The organism is Paraplanobispora takensis, assembly GCF_016863195.1.
Classification (GTDB): Bacteria; Actinomycetota; Actinomycetes; order Streptosporangiales; family Streptosporangiaceae; genus Planobispora; species Planobispora takensis.
This window is the reverse complement of record NZ_BOOK01000020.1, coordinates 1-18,563: the sequence shown is the minus strand read 5'-3', so window position 1 is coordinate 18,563 and position 18,563 is coordinate 1. Positions and strand designations below refer to the sequence as shown.

Genomic DNA, 18,563 nt, shown 5'->3' with positions numbered 1-18,563 from the left:
ACAGCACCCTCGGGCCCGGCATCGCCGGGCGCGGCACCGCCGGGGAGGGCGCCGCGTGATCCCGTCCGATCCGGGTTCCCAGCAGACCATCGCCTACTCCGGTGCGGCGTCCCCCGGCGACGACGCGGCCCGCGCCTCGCTCGGGTCGCTGCGCACCGAGGTCGGCAAGGCCGTCGTCGGCCAGGACGCCGTGGTCACCGGCCTGGTCATCGCCCTGCTGTGCCGGGGCCACGTGCTGCTCGAAGGCGTTCCCGGCGTCGCCAAGACCCTCCTGGTCCGGACGATGGCCGCGGCGCTGTCCATGGACTTCAAGCGCGTGCAGTTCACCCCGGATCTCATGCCGGGCGACGTGACCGGATCACTGGTCTACGACGCGAAGACCTCGGAGTTCGAGTTCCACGAGGGTCCGGTCTTCACCAACCTGCTGCTCGCCGACGAGATCAACCGCACGCCGCCCAAGACCCAGGCCGCCCTGCTGGAGGCCATGGAGGAGCGGCAGGTCAGCGTCGAGGGGACCGCCCGCAAGCTGCCCGACCCGTTCATCGTGGCCGCCACGCAGAACCCGATCGAGTACGAGGGCACCTACCAGCTCCCCGAGGCCCAGCTCGACCGGTTCCTGCTGAAGCTCACCGTCCCGCTCCCCTCGCGCGAGCAGGAGATCGCGGTGCTGGAGCGGCACGCGCTCGGCTTCGACCCCAGGGACCTGTCCCACATCAAGGCCGTGACCTCCGCCGAGGACCTGGCCGTGGGGCGCGCGGCCGTCGCCCGGGTGCACGTGGGCCCCGAGGTCCTCGGCTACGCCGTGGACATCGCGCGGGCCACCCGCCAGTCGCCGTCGCTGCGCATGGGCGTGTCGCCGCGAGGGGCCACCGCCCTGCTGGGCGCCGCCCGCGCCTGGGCCTGGCTCTCCGGCCGCGGTTACGTCACCCCCGACGACATCAAGGCCCTGGCCCTGCCCGCGCTCCGGCACCGGATCCAGCTGCGCCCCGAGGCCGAGCTGGAGGGCGCCACCCCCGACGGCATCCTCGACGGCATCCTCACCGCCGTCCCCGTACCCCGCTGATGGCGCTCACCGGGCGCACGGGGCTGCTGGCCGCCCTCGGCGCGATCGTGGTGCTGTTCGCCCCGCAGCCGGCAGTCGCGGTGCTCGGGGTGCTCGCGCTGCTGACGGCGCTGGTCGTGGCGGACCTGCTGCTGGCCGGGGGCGTCCGCCCGCTGCGCCTGGAGCGCTCGGGAGAGCGCAGGGTACGGCTCGGCGACGCCGTCGAGGTGACGCTGACCGTCACCAACCCGGGGCCGCGGCGGGTGCGCGGGCTCATCAGGGACGCCTGGTCGCCCAGCGCCCGCGCGCTTCCCCGGCAGCAGTCCCTGGACGTCCCCGCCGGAGAGCGCCGCCGGGTGGTCACCACGCTGACCCCGTCCCGGCGGGGCGAGCGCGAGTCCGCCGTGGTCACCGTCCGCTCCCTCGGCCCGCTGGGCCTGGCGGCCCGGCAGGGCTCGCACGCCGTGCCGTGGACGATCCGGGTGCTGCCGCCCTTCCTCAGCCGCAGCCACCTGCCCGCCAAGCTCTCCCGGCTGCGTGAGCTCGAAGGCCGCCACCCGGTGCTGATCCGCGGGCAGGGGACCGAGTTCGACTCCCTGCGGGAGTACGTGGCCGGCGACGACGTGCGCTCCATCGACTGGCGGGCCACGGCCAGGCGCAACGACGTGGTGGTGCGGACCTGGCGCCCGGAGCGGGACAGGCGCGTGCTGATCGTGCTCGACACCAGCCGCACCTCGGCCGGCCGCGTCGGCGTGGACCCGGCCTCGGGCGACCCCTCCGGCTGGCCCCGGCTCGACTGGTCGATGGACGCCGCGCTGCTGCTGGCCGCGCTGGCGGCCCGCGCCGGGGACCGGGTCGACTTCCTGGCCCACGACCGGACCGTCCGCGCCTGGGTGTCCGGCGCCTCCCGCACCGAGCTGCTGTCGGTCCTGGTGAACGCCATGGCGCCGATCGAGGCGGAGCTGGTCGAGGCCGACTCCGAGGGCATGGTCGCCGCCGTCATGGCCAGGGCCGCGCACCGCTGCCTGGTGGTGCTGCTCACCGACCTGAACCCGGCGGCCCTGGAGGAGGGCCTGCTGCCGGTGCTCCCCCAGCTCGCCTCCCGCCACCTGGTCCTGCTCGCCGCGGTGTCCGACCCGCGGGTCGCCGCCATGGCGGAGGGCAGGGACACCGCCGAGCAGGTCTACGACGCGGCCGCCGCCGAGCATCTGCGCGGCGCGCGCCGCCGGATGACGGCGAGGCTGCGCCGGCACGGCGTGGAGGTCGTCGACGCCCTGCCCGACCAGATCGCCCCGGCGCTCGCCGACGCCTACCTGGCCCTGAAGGCCGCCGGCCGGCTCTGACGGGACCTCGGGCCGTACCGCGCCGCCGGGCGGATGCGGAGGCCGTACGACGTCGCCGGGCGGGGACGGATCCGTACGGCGCGCCGGGCGGATGCGGGCCGTACGGCGCCGTCAGGCCGGGACGGGGACGTAGTCGGGGGCCACGCCCAGGCCGGCCAGCCACTGCCGCATGCCCGGCACGCCCATGGGATCGGCGACGACCTTGGCCGCGTACTCCCTCACCAGGACCTCCTCGCCGTCCTCGAACAGCAGCCGGGCCGGGCCGGACCAGGAGAGCGTCCACCGGGCCTGCCCGTGCTGGACCAGTACGGCCTCCAGCGCCTGTCCCAGCACGCCCGCCAGCAGCGTGTCCGAGGGGTTCCAGCCGAGCCGCAGCAGCTCGGCCTCCAGGTCGGCGCGCCGCCCGCGGGCCAGCGCCTCGAAGGCGGCGTCCAGGTAGGGCATCGGGGCCCCCGTGACCCGCCGGCCGGCGACGGCCAGGTCGTGCAGCGCCTCCTCGTTGCGCAGGGCGTACATCCCGCGCTCGACCAGTTCCTCCCAGGGCACCGGCCGCAGCCCGGACAGCGCCTCGGGGCTCCAGATGGTCTGCTCCACGGCGGCCGCGGCGCGCTCCGGATCGGCCAGGAGCGCGGTCGCCGGCCGCCGGTCGGGCCGGTGCCCCGGCTCCGGCAGCAGGGCGATCGCCGCGAGCCGTTCGGCCAGGCCGGGATGGGAGTCGTAGGGCGAGACCTCCTCGGGCCGCTCGCTCGCCCTGGCGACCTCGGCCCGCCGGGCCGGGTCGCCCAGCAGCGCGCGGAAGCCCTCCAGCACCCGGGCGGGGCGGTTGCCGCCGGCCCCGGTGAGCGTCAGGTAGTCCTCCGCGAACAGCTCCCAGGCCAGCGCCGTGGCGTGGACCTTGCGCAGCGCTCCGGCCGCCGCCTCCCGGCCCGCGATCGCCACCGCGAACTCGTCGGCCTCCAGCTCCTGGCGGCGTGAGACGGCCTGCGAGATGCGTAGGTAGAGCTTGGCGTACCAGGAGAACAGCCGCTGGACGATCGGGTGGTCGCCCAGCCCCCGGACGGTCGCGATCAGCGCCGCCCTGCCCCGGTAGACGGGCGCGCCCAGACGGGTGTGCGCACCGCTGTAGTGGCCCAGCTCGTGCCCCAGCACCGCGCGCATCTCGTCGACCGTGAGGGTCTCGACCAGCGGCAGGCCGATGTACATGCGGCGCCGGGTCGCCCTCAGCCCCAGGAACCGGGTGTCCTCGGAGACCGCGGCGTTCACCTCGGCGACGAGGCGGATCTCGTCGGGGGCGCCGGTCCGCACGCGCGCGGCGAGCTCCTCGACCGTCCGCCACAGCTCGGGCTCGTGCTCCCTGGCAACGGCCACGCCGGGCTCGTCGCCGTCCCTGTTCCTGCTGCGGGCCACCCACAGGGCCCGTACGAGCGCACCGGCCGCGAAGGTCAGCAGGACCGCGACCTTCAGCCCGCCGGCGTGGAAGTCGACGAAGAACAGCCAGAAGTCGAACAGGACGGCCGCCGCCAGGATGAGCCCCACCAGCACGTAGAAGCCGGCGAGCAGGGCGAAGGCGAGGGCGGCGCGCAGAGCTGTGGTCACGAGGGGCTCCACGGTCGGGGGGAGGCGTGGGACGACTTTAGCCGAGCGACCTCACGAAAAGAGACAAATCACCCGGGGTCGTCAGGCGGCCGGGACGACGTCCGGGGCGCGCTCGACGTCACCGGTCTCGCCTGCCGCGGCCGCCCTGCGGCCGAAGTACACGACGTAGGTCAGGAAGACGGCCTCGGCGAGCACTCCGATGCCGATCCGCGCCCAGGTCGGCAGCGGGGACGGGGTGACCAGCGCCTCTATCAGGCCGGAGACGAGCAGGACGACGACCAGGCCCAGCGCCACGCTGACGATCGCGCGCCCCTGCTCGGCCAGCGCCTGGCCGCGCGGGCGCGGTCCGGGGTCGATCACGGTCCAGCCCAGCTTCAGGCCGGCCCCCGCCGCGAGGAAGACCGCCGTGAGCTCCAGCAGCCCGTGCGGGGTGATCAGGCCGAAGAAGACGTCGCTCTTGCCCGCCGCGGCCATCAGGCCGCCCAGGACTCCGACGTTGAGCGCGTTCTGCAGCAGGACGTACAGGATCGGGAGGCCCAGCAGGATCGAGAACGCGATGCACTGCGCCGCGACCCAGGCGTTGTTCAGCCAGACGTGCGCGGCGAAGGAGCCCGCGGGGTTCTCGCTGTAGTAGTCGGCGAAGTCGTGCTCGACGAGCTGCCGGATCTCCTCGGGGGTGCCCAGGCTCGCCTGGACCTCCGGGCTGCCCGCCACCCACATCCCGGTGACCACGGCGATCGCCGCCGAGGCGAGGGTCGCGCCCAGCCACCAGCGCCAGGACCGGTAGGCGACGACCGGGAAGGAGACCGTCCAGAACCGGACGACCTCCCGCCAGAGGGGGGCGTGCGCCCCGGTGACGGCCGAGCGGGCCCGGGCGACCAGGGAGGCCAGCCGGCCGATCAGCAGCCCGTCACGGGACGACGAGCGCGCGATGGACAGGTGCGTGGCGACCCGCTCGTACAGCTCGACCAGTTCGTCGACCTCCGCCCCGCTGAGATGGCGGCGGCGCTTCACCAGCTGATCGAGACGGTCCCACGTCGGCTGGTGGGCGGTCACGAAGGCATCGATGTCCACATTCCGAGCCTATTGTCCGTGCCCCGGAAACCGCCACGCGGCATCCTGCCTGTCCGCACCGGACGGTAGGGTCGGTCATGTGTCCGATCTGGTAACCGGTGACGCGATCGTCGTCGACGTTCAGACCGCGCAGCTGCCGGTCCGGGCGGCCGCTTTCCTGATCGACTTCCTGGTGCAGGCACTGGCGATCATCGGCGTCCTCCTGCTGATCTCGAACACGACCACCGTGCTGGACTCCTCTCTGGCCGAGGCGTTCGTGATCCTGTTCATGGTGCTGGTGCTGGTGGCCTATCCCGTGCTGATGGAGACGCTGACCCGGGGCCGCACCCTGGGCAAGCTCGCCCTCGGGCTGCGGGTGGTGAGCGACGACGGCGGTCCCGAGCTGTTCCGGCAGGCGCTCTTCCGCGGCCTGACGGGCTTCGTCGAGATCTACGCGCTCAGCGGCGGCCCGGCCGTCATCTGCTCGCTCATCTCCCCCAAGGGCAAGCGCCTCGGCGACGTCTTCGCCGGGACGATGGTGATCTCCGAGCGCGGCCCGCGGAACGCGGGCCCGCCCCCGCAGATGCCTCCGCAGCTGGCCGGGTGGGCGGCGACGCTGGAGCTGTCCCAGCTGCCGGAGGAGCTCATCCACACCGCCCGGCAGTACCTCACCCGCCTGCACGACCTGTCCCCGGCCGTGCAGCAGGAGATGGGCAGGCGCATCGCGGCCCAGACCGCCTCCTACGTCTCCCCTCCCCCGCCGCCCGGCGTGCCGCCGTACGCCTATCTCTCGGCGGTCCTGGCCGAACGGCGCCGCCGCCACCTGGACCGGCTGATGCGCCGCGCCGCCGCCCGCCAGGCCGCCCACGCCTCGGGACACCCCCACCTGCCCGCGCAGCCGTACGGCGCCGCCCTCCAGCCCGCGCAGCCGTACGGAGGCCCCCCGGCCCCCGCCCAGCCGTACGGCACCGGTCCCACCCCCGGAGGCTTCGCCCCTCCGGTCTGAGGACCTCTTTCGGGCCGAGGCCCCGGCACCGCGGTTCCCCGGGCACGCGAAGGGGGCGGCGGGTGGGTTCCGCCGCCCCCTCCTGTCAGGGTCTACCGGTCGTCAGGGGTCACCAGCCGTGGTGGCCGTGGTAGGACTCCTGGGTCTGCACGTTCAGCCGGTCCACGCGGACGTGCCTGGCCGGGTCGGTGCGCCGGTCGTCGATCTTCACGACGTCGAATCCCTTGTGGAAGTCGCTGCCGTAGATGTAACCGTTGTAGTAGTAGGCCGACCAGATGCCGCCGCCGCCGGGCAGGCTCTCCGGGCCGCGCTCGAAGTAGCCGATCTCCTTCGGACGGGACGAGTCGGTGAAGTCCCAGATCGAGATGCCGCCCTGGTACCACGCCTGGACCATGATGTCCTTGCCCTTGACCGGGATCAGCGAGCCGTTGTGGGCCACGCAGTTCTCGTTGTCCGCCTGGTAGCGGGGGATCTTGAAGTAGCTCTTGAAGACGAGCTTGCCCTTGACGATGTCGTAGATCGCGTCGGCTCCCCGGTTCGGGCCGGTGGCCTCGTTGCAGGTGGCGCCGGAGCCACCGCCGAGCTCGTCGGTGAAGACGACCTTGGTGGCCGTGTTGTTGAACGTCGCCGAGTGCCAGAACGCGAAGTTCGGGTCGGTGACCCGGGCGGTCACCTTCGGGTTCAGGCGGTCGGAGATGTCGAAGAGCACGCCGTCGCCCATGCAGGCGCCCGCGGCGATGTTCTTCTCGGCGTAGACCGTGATGTCGTGGCAGCCGCTGGTGGGCAGCAGCAGGCCCGGCTGGGTCTCGTTGCCGCCGTCGGGGAAGATCACCGGGGTGGCCGCGACGGCCGCCTCCGCCGGGTTCCTCAGCGGGACCTTGATGACGGAGATCTTGTCATGCGGCGGCTGGCAGTCGGGGAAGGTCGCGTTCGGGTTGTAGGAGGAGACGTACAGGTAGACGTTGCGCCTGCGGTCCGAACCCTTGCCCGGGACCAGGGTCAGGGTGTGCGAACCGCAGTTGGTCTCGACGGACTTGATGTACCTCGGGTTGGCCTTGTCGCTGATGTCGAAGATCCGCACGCCCTCCCACGACTCCTTGACCGACGCGGGCTGCGCGGTGCTCGAACAGGAGTCGTTGTTGCGGGAGGAGTCCACGGCGCTGAACAGCAGGTTGCCGTAGACCGAGACGTCCATCTGCGAACCCGGGCAGACGACGGTGCCGACGACCTTGGCCTGCTTGGGGTTGCGGATGTCGTAGATGGCGAAGCCGCCGTAGTTGCCGACGTAGGCGTAGCCGTCCTGGAAGGCGATGTCGGTGTTGATGGTGGTCGTCAGCCCGTCGGGTTTGGCCACCGTGGTCACGTGGGAGACGTTCGGGCTGGTGACGATCTGGTCGTTCGGCGGGATGTCGGCGGCCTGGGCCGGGGTCACCGGCGCGAGCAGGGCCGCGGCAGCCGCCACTAATAAGGTCCGGCCGATTCTTCGGGGTGTGAGCACTCGGGACCTCCTGGCAGAGCAGATGAGGGCACACGGAAATGATCCAAATTGTCAGCCCGGACAGTCAGATCGGCCAGACGGCACCGTGTAAGGAGAAACATCTACTTTGACATCTTTACCCTGACAATTCGCAGTTGTACCGTGTAACGCCCTGCCGCCCGCCTCACCTCGGCCGCCGGGGAGGAGCGGGGGGTGCCGTCTTTACCCGGCGGATCACCGCGGGTTAGGTTGCCAGGCACGAACCCTTTGCCGTGAAGGAGGCCGGGTGCGCGCCGCGCCGATCCCCGTGGCCATCTCTGTCCTGTCCCTCGTCGCCTTCCTCGCGGCCTGCAGCGCCCAGGCCGAGGCGCCCCCCTCCGCCAGGTCGACGGCCCCGGTCATCGTGCCGGGCCGGCCCGGCGAGGCGGCCAGGACGATCAGTCCGAGCGAGGCCGCGACCATCGTGGCCGCCCCCTCCGCCAACGCCGTGGACGTCAAGTACGTCCAGGACATGGTCGTCCACCACCGGCAGGCCCTCGACATGGCGGTCCTGGCCCCCTCCCGCGCCCGGTCGGCCACGCTGAAGGGCCTCGCCTCGCGCATCCAGGACGCCCAGGGACCGGAGATCCAGTTCATGACCTCCTGGCTGCAGCGGCAGGGGCAGCGGGTGCCCGACCACCACGCCCGCCACGAGGGCATGCCCGGCATGGCCACGCCCGAGCAGATGGAGTCCCTGAAGGCCGCCTCGGGCGAGGAGTTCGACCGGCTCTTCCTCCAGCTGATGATCGCCCACCACCAGGGCGCGATCTCGATGTCCCAGCGGGTCTTCATCGGCGGGTCCCACATCACGATCCAGGAGCTCGCCGCCGACGTCACCGCGACCCAGAGCGCCGAGATCCGCCGCATGCTCGCCATGCAGGAGGAGATGTGACCTGCCGGACGTGACCCTCGGCCCGCCGTACGCCCGAACGCCCTCCGGGCCACGGGCCAGTGTCAGGAGCCCGCCCGCCAGGAGTGCAGATAGCGTTCCTGCTCGGGGGTCAGGTCGTCCACCTCGATCCCGGCCGCGGCCAGCTTCAGGCGGGCCACCTCGACGTCCACCTCCTCGGGGACGTCGTAGACCCCGGGTTCCAGTCCCGACGGCCGTTCCCGGACCAGCCACGCCACCGCGAGCGCCTGGGCGGAGAAGGACATGTCCATCACCGCCGCCGGATGCCCCTCGGCGGCCGTCAGGTTGACCAGACGACCCTCGGCCAGCAGCAGGATCCTGCGGCCGTCGGCCAGGACGTACTCGTCGGTGTTCGGGCGGACCCCGCGGTGCACCGCCTGCGCCAGCTCGTCCAGGGCGCGCACGTCGATCTCGACGTCGAAGTGGCCGGCGTTGGCCAGGATCGCGCCGTCCTTCATCACGGCCAGGTGCTCGCCCCTGATCACGTCGCGGTTCCCGGTGACCGTGACGAACACGTCCCCCTCCCGGGCCGCGCCGGCCATCGGCCGCACGTCGTAGCCCTGCAGCGAGGCGTCCAGCGCCTTGACCGGGTCGATCTCGGTGACCACCACCCGGGCGCCCAGGCCCCTGGCCCGCTCGGCAACGCCCCTGCCGCAGTAGCCGAACCCCGCGACCACCACCGTCTTGCCCGCCAGCAGGGTGTTGGTGGCGCGCATGATGCCGTCGACCGTGGACTGGCCGGTGCCGTACCGGTTGTCGAACATCCGCTTGGTCCTGGTGTCGTTGACCGCGACCATCGGGAAGCGCAGGGCCTCCTCGGCGGTCATCTGCCGCAGGCGGATGATGCCGGTCGTGGTCTCCTCGCAGCCCCCGAGGACCCCGTCGAGCAGCTCGGTCCGCTCGGTGTGCAGGATGTTCACCAGGTCGCAGCCGTCGTCCAGGACCACGGCCGGGGCGATGTCGAGCGCCTGGTGGATGTGCCGGTAGTAGGCGTCCCGGTCGACGCCGGCCCGGGCGTGGACCGCGATCCCGTAGTCGGCCAGCGCGGCGGCCACGTCGTCCTGGGTGGACAGCGGGTTGGAGGCGGCCAGCGCGATCTCGGCCCCGCCCGCCTTCAGCGTGCCCATGAGCACGGCGGTCTCGGCGGTGACGTGCAGGCACGCGGCCACGCGCAACCCCTCCAGCGGCCGCTCGGCCGCGAACCGGGCCCCGATCGCGGTGAGCACGGGCATCGCCCGCGCGGCCCAGCCGATCCGCCGTTCCCCGGACTCCACCAGCGCGCTGTCCAACATCTCCCCTTGATCCGCGAAGGCCCCCGCGCTCACGCGGGGGCCTTCAGGCTGAACGGTCCTGCCCGGTTGCCCGGCGGCGGTGACCCGGTGACTCAGTAGCGGTAGTGGTCGGGCTTGTAGGGGCCCTCGACCGGGACGCCGATGTAGTCGGCCTGGGCCTTGGTCAGCTCGGTGAGCTTCACGCCCAGGGCGTCGAGGTGCAGGCGGGCGACCTTCTCGTCCAGGTGCTTGGGCAGCACGTAGACGCCGATCGGGTACTCCTCGGTCTTGGTGAAGAGCTCGATCTGGGCGATCACCTGGTTGGTGAACGAGTTGGACATGACGAAGGAGGGGTGGCCGGTGGCGCAGCCCAGGTTCATCAGCCGGCCCTCGGCGAGCACGATGATGGAGTGGCCGTCGGGGAAGGTCCAGGTGTGGACCTGCGGCTTGACCTCGTCCTTCACGACGCCGGGGATCTTCGCCAGACCGGCCATGTCGATCTCGTTGTCGAAGTGGCCGATGTTGGACACGATCGCGTTGTGCTTCATCCGCGCCATGTGGTCGGCCGTGATGATGTCGAAGTTGCCGGTCGTGGTGACGAAGATGTCGGCGATCTCGACGACGTCCTCCAGGGTGGTGACCTGGAAGCCGTCCATGGCGGCCTGGAGGGCGCAGATCGGGTCGATCTCGGTGACGATGACGCGGGCGCCCTGGCCGCGTAGCGCGTCGGCGCAGCCCTTGCCGACGTCGCCGTAGCCGCACACGACCGCGACCTTGCCGCCGATCAGCACGTCGGTGGCGCGGTTGAGGCCGTCGATGACCGAGTGGCGGCAGCCGTACTTGTTGTCGAACTTCGACTTGGTCACCGAGTCGTTGACGTTGATCGCCGGGAAGAGCAGCGTGCCGGCCTTGAACATCTCGTACAGGCGGTGGACGCCGGTGGTGGTCTCCTCGGTGACGCCCTTGATGCGCGAGGCGATCTCGGTCCACTTCTTGTCGGCGGTGACCGTACGGCGGAGCAGATCGAGGATGATCTTCCACTCCTCCGGGTCGTCCTCGGCGGCGCTGGGGACGGCGCCGGCCTTCTCGTACTCGGCGCCCTTGTGGACGAGCAGGGTGGCGTCGCCGCCGTCGTCGAGGATCATGTTGGGGCCGTCACCGCCGGGCCAGTCGAGGGCCTGCTCGGTGCACCACCAGTACTCCTCCAGGGTCTCGCCCTTCCAGGCGAAGACCGGTACGCCCTTGGGGTCGTCGACGGTGCCCTCGGGGCCGACGACGACGGCCGCGGCCGCGTGGTCCTGGGTGGAGAAGATGTTGCAGCTCACCCAGCGGACCTCGGCGCCGAGCGCGACCAGCGTCTCGATGAGCACGGCGGTCTGGATGGTCATGTGCAGCGAGCCCATGATCTTCGCCCCGGCCAGCGGCTGCGCGGCGGCGTACTCCTTGCGGACGGCCATCAGACCGGGCATCTCGTGCTCGGCGAGCTGGATCTCCTTGCGCCCGAAGGCCGCAAGGGAAAGGTCGGCGACCTTGAAGTCCATGTGGTTACCCCTCTACCGGAAAGTCAACGCCTGTGAGTCTAAACGCGCCCGGAGGGCGGACGCACCGCGTGGAGGGGTAAAGTGACATAAGATTGTCAGAATGCGAATCACCGAGGCCGCCAAACGGCTGGGCATGTCTCCCAGAATGCTCCGTTACCGGGAATCGCTGGGCCTGCTGCCGCCGGTCCGGGAGCAGGGGGCGCACCGCCGGTTCGGGCCCGAGGAGCTGTCGGCCGTGGCCCAGGGCGTGGAGTTGGAGCGGCGCTTCGACATCTCCCCCGGTGAGCTGTCCTTCGCGTTGCGGGTGCTGAGCGAGCCCACGGTCGCGCAGGCCGTACGCGACCTCGGGCTGCGGATCGGCCGCCTGCAGGCTCCGCGCCGGGCGCTGGACTTCGAGAAGGAGAAGGCCCTGCGCCTGCTCCAGGGCCGCGGCGAGCCGGGGCGCGAGGGCCGCGGCGAGCCCGCCGGCGGAGGGCACGCGCATCGCGCCGGTCAGGCGGGCCGCCACCTGCGAGATCGCTCCCAGGAGTGACGACAGCCCCGCACCGGGGCCGGGAGGATCCCCTCATGAACTCCAAGCCGAACCTGGCCGGGGGACGGCCGGTCGACTTCGATATCGGGCGCGTCATCTCCTCACCGCTCGCCGACCTCGCCGTCGCCGCCGTCCTCGCGGTCACCGCGCTCATCCAGGTCTCCACGGAGAACCGCTCGCTCCCCGCCATGGCCGCCGCGCTCCTGGCCACCGCCCCGCTGGCGATCCGCCGCTCCCAGCCGTGGCTGGCCGTCACGCTGACCTTCCTGGGGGCCGTCGGGCTGGTGCTGGCGGAGGTGTACGTGGGCGATCCCCCCGTCGCCGTCGTCATCTCGGGCCTGATCTCCTTCTACACGATCCTGCGCCATCTCGGCCGCGGGGCGGCGTGGGCCCTGACGGCGGGCGTCGGCGTGCTCCTGCTCGCGGCCGTCGCGGCCGCCGCCTACTTCTGGTCGCTCTCCTATCTGCGCAGCGCGGGCACCCTGGCCGTCGCCCTGCTGGGCGTGCTCGTGGCGACGGCCCTGCTGGCGGACGTACGGCGGAGCCGTACGGAGATCGAGGAGGTGCGCGCCGACAACCTGGAGGCCCTGCGGGAGCAGGCGGCGATGGCCGAGCGGGCCAGGATCGCCCGGGAGATGCACGACATCGTGGCCCACTCGATCTCGATGGTCGCCGTACAGGCCGAGACCGCGCCCTACACGATCCCCGAGCTCAGCGATCGGGCGAAACAGGAGTTCGCCGACATCGCGACGAGCGCCAGGACCACCCTCACCGAGATGCGCCGCCTGCTCGGCGTGCTCCGCGCCGACATCCCGGACGCTCCGGAGACCGCGCCGCAACCGGGGCTGGCGCGGCTTCCCGAGCTGATCGGGCAGCACGACGGCGAGGTCGACCTGGACGTGGTGGGCGAGCCGGTCCGGCTGCCGCAGGCCGTGGACGTCTCGGCCTACCGGATCGTCCAGGAGGCGCTGACCAACGTCCGCGTCCACGCCCCGGGGGCCCGGGTCTCCATCGAGGTGGCCCACCGCCCCGGCATGCTGGTCCTGCGCATCGCCGACAACGGCCCCGGCCCCTCCGCAGAGGCCTCCGGCGGGCACGGGCTGGTCGGGATGCGCGAGCGGGCGCTCGCCCTCGGCGGCTGGTTCACCGCCGGACCGGGCCCCGGCGGCGGTTTCCTGATCCAGACGGGACTGCCGACGGAATGACCGCCGCGGACCCTTCCCCCGGGCCGCCCGCCGCGGGCCCCGGGACTCCGGACGGGCCGGTCCGCGTGCTCGTCGCCGACGACCAGCCGATCGTGCTGCGCGGCTTCGCGGCGGTGCTCGACGCCCAGCCCGACCTCACCGTGGTCGGCACCGCCCCGGACGGCGCGCAGGCCGTGCTGCTGGCCCGGGACACCCGTCCGGACGTCGCCCTGCTGGACATCCGGATGCCGGAGATGAACGGGATCGAGGCGGCCCGCCGGATCCTGGAGACCGAGACGACCAAGGTGATCATGATCACCACGTTCGACCTGGACGACTACGTGTACGACGCGCTCACCGCGGGGGCGAGCGGGTTCCTGCTCAAGGACGTCCGGGCGAACGAGCTGGCCGAGGCGGTGCGTACGGTGGCCCGGGGCGAGGCGCTGCTCGCCCCGAGGATCACCCGGCGGCTGATCGCCGAGTTCGCCCGGCAGCGGCGGCCCCGGCAGGACGACGGCCCGCTGACCCCCCGGGAGACCGAGGTGCTCCGCCTGATCGCCCAGGGCCTGTCCAACGGCGAGATAGCCGCCGCGCTCGTGGTCACCGAGCACACCGTGAAGACCCACGTCGCCCGGATCCTGGCCAAGCTGGGCCTGCGCGACCGCACCCAGGCGGTGATCCACGCCTACGAGACCGGTCTCGTCGTGCCGCGCCCCTGAACCGGCGCGCCCGGGCCTCCCGGGCGGGCGCGCCGGAGTGCCGGAACGCGGACGCCGTACCTCCCGGAGTTGCGGGGGTACGGCGTGCGGTCGTGGATCGGGGGTCAGGCGGAGCCGCTGGGGGCGGCGGCGCGCTCCTGACGGTAGAGGTCGGGCTCCAGATAGATGACCCGGGCGTCCGGGACCGCCTCGCGGACGCGGCGCTCGGCCTCGTCGATGCCGCGGGCCACGTCGGCGGCCGTGTCGTTGTGCTCCACCGCGATCTTGGCGGCGACCAGGATCTCCTCCGGGCCCAGGTGCAGCGTGCGCATGTGGATGATCCGGGTGATCTCGGGAGCGCTCTGCAGGGCGTCGCAGATCTTCTTCTCGACCTCGGGCCCGGCGCTCTCGCCGATGAGCAGCGACTTGGTCTCGATCGCCAGGATGATCGCGATGACGCCGAGCAGGGCGCCGATCATCAGGGTGCCGATGGCGTCCCAGACCGGGTCGCCGGTGACCACGGCCATGGTCACGCCGAACAGCGCGAAGACCAGGCCCAGGAGGGCGCCGAGGTCCTCCAGGACGATGACCGGCAGCTCGGGGGACTTCGAGCGGCGGATGAAGGCCACCCAGGACTGGTTGCCGCGGACCGCGTTCGACTCCTTGATCGCGGTACGGAAGGAGAAGGCCTCGGCGATGATCGCGAAGATCAGCACGCCGAACGCCCACTGCGGGTCCTCCAGCGGCTCTTCACTGCTGAGCTTGTGGATGCCCTCGTAGATGGAGAACGCCGCACCGATCGTGAACAGCACCACCGCCACGACGAAGGCGTAGAAGTAGCGCTCGCGGCCGTAGCCGAAGGGGTGCTCGGGGGTGCGCTCCCGGGCCGCCCGCTTGCCGCCGATCAGCAGCAGCGCCTGGTTTCCCGAGTCGGCCACCGAGTGGATGCCCTCGGCGAGCATCGCCGACGAGCCGGTGAAAGCGAACGCGACGAACTTCGCCGCCGCAATGGACAGGTTGGCGGCAAGTGCCGCAATGATCGCCTTTGTACCGCCGCCCGCGCTCACGGCAGCCTCCACTCATTAATCCAGAAAAGTCGCGACAGGATCCTATTGGGAAATTCTCGCCTTGAGTTCGTTGATCGCCGACACCGGGGTCGGATCGATGCCGTACCCCAGAGCGAGGTACGTACTCGCGTAATCTCCCAGCCCGATCAGCGTCGCCAGCCGTTCCAGCGGGTGCAGCCCCTCGGCGAGGACCTCGGTGACCGGGACGCCGCGATCCTGCGCCAGCCGTACCGACACCTCGCGCCGCCGGGCCTCCTGCGGGTGCTCGTCCACATCGCGCAGCATGACCAGCCGCAGCGTGCGACCGGCCTCGTCGGCGAAGATGTCGCGTTCGGCCAGCGGGCCGTCGAAGGTGACCACCTGGTTGTGGCCGACCTCCGGGATCTCGCCCCAGATCGCCGGATACTTGGCGTTCTCGTTGAGCTGGCAGGCCCACCGGTGGGCCGCCACCGCGGCCGGCCCCGACGCTCCCCAGATCATCGGCACGCTCTCGGCCAGTTCCATGGCCAGCGACTTGCCGGGGTTGATGAACGACTCGCTCGACGGGCGGCAGCGGTGCGCGATCTCCTCCAGCCGGCCGGCCACCGACTCGAACACCTCCTCCTCCACCCGGACCAGGCCCAGCGCGGACGCGGCGACGACCAGCGGGATCGAGAGCGCCCAGAGCCCGGCGCGCGGCTGGCCCTGCGAGACGACGGGGACGAACGGGGCGCCCGCCTGCCGGGCGATCGCCTCCAGCGGGGAGCCGGCGCCGCCCACGGCGAGCAGGCGGCAGCCGCGGCGCACCGCCTCGGTCGCCATGGCGAGCGTCTCCTCGCTGGCGCCCGAGTGCGACACCGCGACGACCAGGTCCGTCGCCCCCACCCAGCCCGGCAACCGGTAGGACCGCACGGTCACGATCGGCAGCGGGACGCCGTTGCCGCACACCGCTTCGAGGACGTCCCCGGCGATGGCGGAGCCGCCCATGCCCACCACCACGATGGCCCGGGGACGGCCGTCCCCGGCCAAGGACGGCACGCCCGCCTCGCGGGCGGCCCGGTAGGAGGTGCGCACCTGCGCGGCCGAGGCGGCCACCGCGCGCAGCATGCCCTCCGGGTCGCCCTCGTCCAGCAGCCGGGCGTCGTCGAGCCGGCCCGCCTCCCAGCTCACGGCTTGCGTGCCTCGTCCACCAGCAGCACCGGGATGTCGTCGCGGACGGGATAGACCAGCCCGCAGGCCTCGGAGGTGCACGACAGCTCGTCCGCCTCCGGCTCGGCGCGCAGCGGGGACTTGCAGTTCGGACAGGCCAGGATCTCCAGCAGCCAGTCGTCGATCTTCACGCGGTCAGCTCCTCACGACAGCCAGGACTTCGTCCCTGATCGCTGCCATCTGAATCTCGTCGGCCGCCTCGGCGTTCAGCCGGAGCAGCGGCTCGGTGTTGGACGGACGAAGATTGAACCACCATCCGGGACCGGACACGGTCAGTCCGTCCAGTTCGTCGAAGGTGACGCCCTCACGGGCGGCGAAGACCTCCCTGACCCGGGCCGTCGCGGCCGCCTGGTCGGCGACGGTGCTGTTGATCTCACCGGAGGCGGTGTAGCGGGCGTAGTCGGCCAGGATGTCCGACAGCGGCAGGTCCTGCTCGCCCAGCGCGGCCAGCACGTGCATGGCGGCCAGCATGCCGGAGTCGGCGAACCAGAAGTCCCTGAAGTAGTAGTGGGCGGAGTGCTCGCCGCCGAAGACCGCCCCGGTCGCGGCCATCTCGGCCTTGATGAAGGAGTGGCCCACCCGGGTGCGGACCGGCGTGCCGCCGCGCTCCGCGACGATCTCGGGGACGCCCCGGGAGGTGATCAGGTTGTGGATGATCACCGACCCCGGGTGCTTGACCAGCTCGCGCGAGGCCACCAGCGCGGTGATCGTCGAGGGGGAGACCGACTCGCCCCGCTCGTCGACGACCCAGCAGCGGTCGGCGTCGCCGTCGAAGGCGAGCCCGATGTCGGCGCCGGTGTCGATCACGGCCTTCTGCAGGTCGCGCAGGTTCTCCGGCTCGATCGGGTTGGCCTCGTGGTTGGGGAAGGTGCCGTCCAGCTCGAAGTAGAGCGGGACCGTCTCGATCGGCAGGCCCTCGAAGACCGCCGGGACGGTGTATCCCCCCATGCCGTTGCCGGCGTCCACCACGACCTTCAGCGGCCGGATGCCGGACAGGTCGACCAGTGTGCGCAGGTGGTCGGCGTAGCCCCGCAGCAGGTTCCGCTCGGTGACGCCCCCGGTGCCCTCTCCCGGGCCCCCCGCCGCCAGGATCGCCGCGGCCCGGTCGCGGATCTCGGTGAGCCCGGTGTCGCCGCCGACCGGCACGGCGCCCGCGCGGCACATCTTCATGCCGTTGTAGCGGGCCGGGTTGTGGCTGGCGGTGAACATCACGCCGGGCAGGCCGAGGCTGCCGCTGGCGTAGTAGAGCAGGTCGGTCGAGCCGAGACCGGCGTGCACGACGTCGGCGCCCCGGGCGGTGGCCCCCCGGGCGAACGCGGCGGCCAGCGGCCCGGAGGAGGTGCGCATGTCGTGGGCCGTCACGAGCCTGTCCGCTCCGGTCACCTCCACGAAGGCGGCGCCGACGGCCTCGGCGGTCTCCTCGTCGAGTTCACCCGGTACGACGCCCCGAACGTCGTACGCCTTGAAGATCTTGGCGAGGTCGCCCACTCCAGCTCCGCCCCCTGTGTCGTTTCTGCCGGACCCCAAGCCTAGGGGGTCAGCGGTCGCGCTGGGGCTGCGCCGAGCGCAGCACACGCAGGTGTCCGCGCCGGCCGACCTCGACCGCCTGGCCGACCGGCTCGGCGCCGCCGGCCGGGGTGGGCCGGGCCGCCTCGCGCACGGCGTTGGCGAGAGCCTCCAGGTCGTCCGTGCTCGGCGACACGCCGTCGGTGGGGAGGCGGACGACCTCCCAGCCGCGCGGTGCGGTCAGGCGCTCGGCGTGCTCGGCGCACAGGTCGTAGCAGTGCGGCTCGGCGTACGTCGCCAAGGGTCCCAGAACAGCGGTCGAATCGGCGTAGACGTACGTGAGCGTGAAAACGGCAGGCTGACTGCACGCGGTGCGGGAACAGCGGCGGACGGGGCTCACGGTGGTGACCGTATCCGGTAAGCGTCCGAGGCGCCACTATCTGAGCGCTCTTAACGAGCGTGTCGCCACAATTCGGACACCTCTTCTGACTCTCACGCCCCTCGTACGGCTCGCGGAGCCCTCATCCGGTGCGTCCCGGGAGCCCCGGCCCCCTACCCGCGCCGAGACCCCTCACACCGTCACGTGTCGTGATCCTTCACGTTTCGCCGGTGAGCATGTCTAAGCTTGGGCCGTGAGTTCGGCACCCGGAAGACCCCGCTCCCCCCGCAGGCGCGACCGTCACGGTCGGGGCATGCGCGGCCCTCTGGCGCCCTCCCACATCCCGATCGCCAAGTCCCGCAGCGAGCGCTTCGACGACCTCGTCCTGGACGCCGTGGACCGGCTCAGGCCCCGCTGGGGCCGGCAGCTGGCGTCGGTGGAGTTCGCGGTCGAGGAGGTGCCCCCGGCCGGCGATCTCGGCGACGGCCCCGGAGCGATCACCGGTGACCCGATCCCGTTCGGCCGGGTGGAGCCCGCCGCCTCCGGCCGCCCCGCCATCGTCATCGTCTACCGGCGCCCGCTGGAGGCCCGGGCCCAGGACCGCGACCAGCTCGGCGCGATGGTGCACGACACCGTGGTGGAGCAGGTGGCCGGCCTCCTCGGCCTGTCCCCCGAGTCCGTGGACCCCGGCTACGACGACCGCGACTGACCGGGAACCCCTCGTCAGGGCA

Annotated in this window: 18 protein-coding genes; 8 read left to right on the top strand and 10 right to left on the bottom strand. The window is 72.2% G+C overall.

The genetic code is table 11. The features are described 5' to 3' along the window. The first annotated feature begins 88 nt into the window (after nt 1-88). Together Pta02_RS14505 and Pta02_RS14500 are read left to right on the top strand one after the other, a co-directional pair. Nucleotides 89-1,063 (top strand): AAA family ATPase, encoded by a 975-nt coding sequence (locus Pta02_RS14505; RefSeq protein WP_203875468.1) that lies wholly within the window; start codon nt 89-91, stop codon nt 1,061-1,063. Further along, nucleotides 1,063-2,385 carry a DUF58 domain-containing protein gene (locus Pta02_RS14500; RefSeq protein ID WP_203875329.1) on the top strand — a complete coding sequence of 441 codons (1,323 nt, stop codon included), beginning with the start codon at nt 1,063-1,065 and terminating at the stop codon, nt 2,383-2,385. The genes Pta02_RS14505 and Pta02_RS14500 overlap by 1 nt, the downstream gene beginning before the upstream one ends. A gap of 111 nt (nt 2,386-2,496) precedes the next feature. Here the strand turns inward: Pta02_RS14500 and Pta02_RS14495 are convergent, their stop codons facing one another. Both Pta02_RS14495 and Pta02_RS14490 read right to left on the bottom strand, forming a co-directional pair. Next, entirely contained in the window at nt 2,497-3,981 is a 1,485-nt protein-coding gene (locus Pta02_RS14495; RefSeq protein WP_203875328.1) for a M48 family metallopeptidase, read from the bottom strand. Between the two features lie 81 nt (nt 3,982-4,062). Next, on the bottom strand, nt 4,063-5,055 hold the full coding sequence (locus Pta02_RS14490) for a stage II sporulation protein M (RefSeq protein ID WP_203875327.1): 993 nt from the start codon (nt 5,053-5,055) through the stop codon (nt 4,063-4,065). 79 nt (nt 5,056-5,134) lie between these two features. Between Pta02_RS14490 and Pta02_RS14485 the strand changes: the two genes are divergently transcribed. Further along, nucleotides 5,135-6,040: an RDD family protein gene (locus tag Pta02_RS14485; RefSeq protein WP_239130537.1), complete on the top strand. Its 906-nt coding sequence runs from the start codon at nt 5,135-5,137 to the stop codon at nt 6,038-6,040. Between the two features lie 109 nt (nt 6,041-6,149). Here Pta02_RS14485 and Pta02_RS14480 read toward each other — a convergent pair whose 3' ends face one another. Further along, nucleotides 6,150-7,538 (bottom strand): LVIVD repeat-containing protein, encoded by a 1,389-nt coding sequence (locus Pta02_RS14480; protein ID WP_203875325.1) that lies wholly within the window; start codon nt 7,536-7,538, stop codon nt 6,150-6,152. Nucleotides 7,539-7,803: 265 nt separating this feature from the next. Between Pta02_RS14480 and Pta02_RS14475 the strand changes: the two genes are divergently transcribed. Further along, nucleotides 7,804-8,448, top strand: coding sequence for a DUF305 domain-containing protein (locus tag Pta02_RS14475; RefSeq protein ID WP_203875324.1), 645 nt, complete (start codon nt 7,804-7,806; stop codon nt 8,446-8,448). A 62-nt stretch (nt 8,449-8,510) separates the two neighbouring features. Here the strand turns inward: Pta02_RS14475 and Pta02_RS14470 are convergent, their stop codons facing one another. Both Pta02_RS14470 and ahcY read right to left on the bottom strand, forming a co-directional pair. Beyond that, on the bottom strand, nt 8,511-9,758 hold the full coding sequence (locus tag Pta02_RS14470) for an adenosylhomocysteinase (protein WP_203875323.1): 1,248 nt from the start codon (nt 9,756-9,758) through the stop codon (nt 8,511-8,513). 92 nt (nt 9,759-9,850) lie between these two features. Then, nucleotides 9,851-11,278: an adenosylhomocysteinase gene (ahcY, locus tag Pta02_RS14465; RefSeq protein ID WP_203875322.1), complete on the bottom strand. Its 1,428-nt coding sequence runs from the start codon at nt 11,276-11,278 to the stop codon at nt 9,851-9,853. A gap of 100 nt (nt 11,279-11,378) precedes the next feature. On the opposite strand from ahcY, the gene Pta02_RS14460 reads away from it, so the two are divergent. The 3 genes from Pta02_RS14460 to Pta02_RS14450 are packed head-to-tail and all read left to right on the top strand — an operon-like array spanning nt 11,379 to nt 13,713. Further along, the gene (locus tag Pta02_RS14460; RefSeq protein ID WP_239130534.1) at nt 11,379-11,810 is read left to right on the top strand and encodes a MerR family transcriptional regulator; all 432 of its coding nucleotides are present in this window, start codon (nt 11,379-11,381) and stop codon (nt 11,808-11,810) included. 35 nt (nt 11,811-11,845) lie between these two features. Beyond that, nucleotides 11,846-13,015 carry a sensor histidine kinase gene (locus tag Pta02_RS14455; protein ID WP_203875321.1) on the top strand — a complete coding sequence of 390 codons (1,170 nt, stop codon included), beginning with the start codon at nt 11,846-11,848 and terminating at the stop codon, nt 13,013-13,015. After that, nucleotides 13,012-13,713 carry a response regulator gene (locus Pta02_RS14450; protein ID WP_203875320.1) on the top strand — a complete coding sequence of 234 codons (702 nt, stop codon included), beginning with the start codon at nt 13,012-13,014 and terminating at the stop codon, nt 13,711-13,713. Before Pta02_RS14455 ends, Pta02_RS14450 begins: the two co-directional genes overlap by 4 nt. Nucleotides 13,714-13,817: 104 nt before the next feature. Here the strand turns inward: Pta02_RS14450 and Pta02_RS14445 are convergent, their stop codons facing one another. Genes Pta02_RS14445 through Pta02_RS14425 form a run of 5 tightly spaced genes read right to left on the bottom strand, consistent with a single transcriptional unit; the run spans nt 13,818 to nt 17,853 of the window. Beyond that, the gene (locus tag Pta02_RS14445) at nt 13,818-14,759 is read right to left on the bottom strand and encodes a cation diffusion facilitator family transporter (RefSeq protein ID WP_203875319.1); all 942 of its coding nucleotides are present in this window, start codon (nt 14,757-14,759) and stop codon (nt 13,818-13,820) included. Nucleotides 14,760-14,801: 42 nt separating this feature from the next. Then, the gene (locus Pta02_RS14440; protein WP_203875318.1) at nt 14,802-15,908 is read right to left on the bottom strand and encodes an SIS domain-containing protein; all 1,107 of its coding nucleotides are present in this window, start codon (nt 15,906-15,908) and stop codon (nt 14,802-14,804) included. Beyond that, entirely contained in the window at nt 15,905-16,078 is a 174-nt protein-coding gene (locus Pta02_RS14435; protein ID WP_203875317.1) for a Trm112 family protein, read from the bottom strand. The genes Pta02_RS14440 and Pta02_RS14435 overlap by 4 nt, the downstream gene beginning before the upstream one ends. Nucleotides 16,079-16,082: 4 nt before the next feature. After that, nucleotides 16,083-17,435, bottom strand: a complete 1,353-nt coding sequence (locus tag Pta02_RS14430; protein WP_203875316.1) for a phosphomannomutase/phosphoglucomutase — start codon at nt 17,433-17,435, stop codon at nt 16,083-16,085. A gap of 49 nt (nt 17,436-17,484) precedes the next feature. Next, the gene (locus Pta02_RS14425) at nt 17,485-17,853 is read right to left on the bottom strand and encodes a DUF3499 domain-containing protein (protein WP_203875315.1); all 369 of its coding nucleotides are present in this window, start codon (nt 17,851-17,853) and stop codon (nt 17,485-17,487) included. 292 nt (nt 17,854-18,145) lie between these two features. Here Pta02_RS14425 and Pta02_RS14420 point away from each other — a divergent pair, with 292 nt between their 5' ends. After that, nucleotides 18,146-18,541, top strand: a complete 396-nt coding sequence (locus Pta02_RS14420) for a metallopeptidase family protein (protein ID WP_203875314.1) — start codon at nt 18,146-18,148, stop codon at nt 18,539-18,541. Nucleotides 18,542-18,563 lie beyond the last annotated feature (22 nt).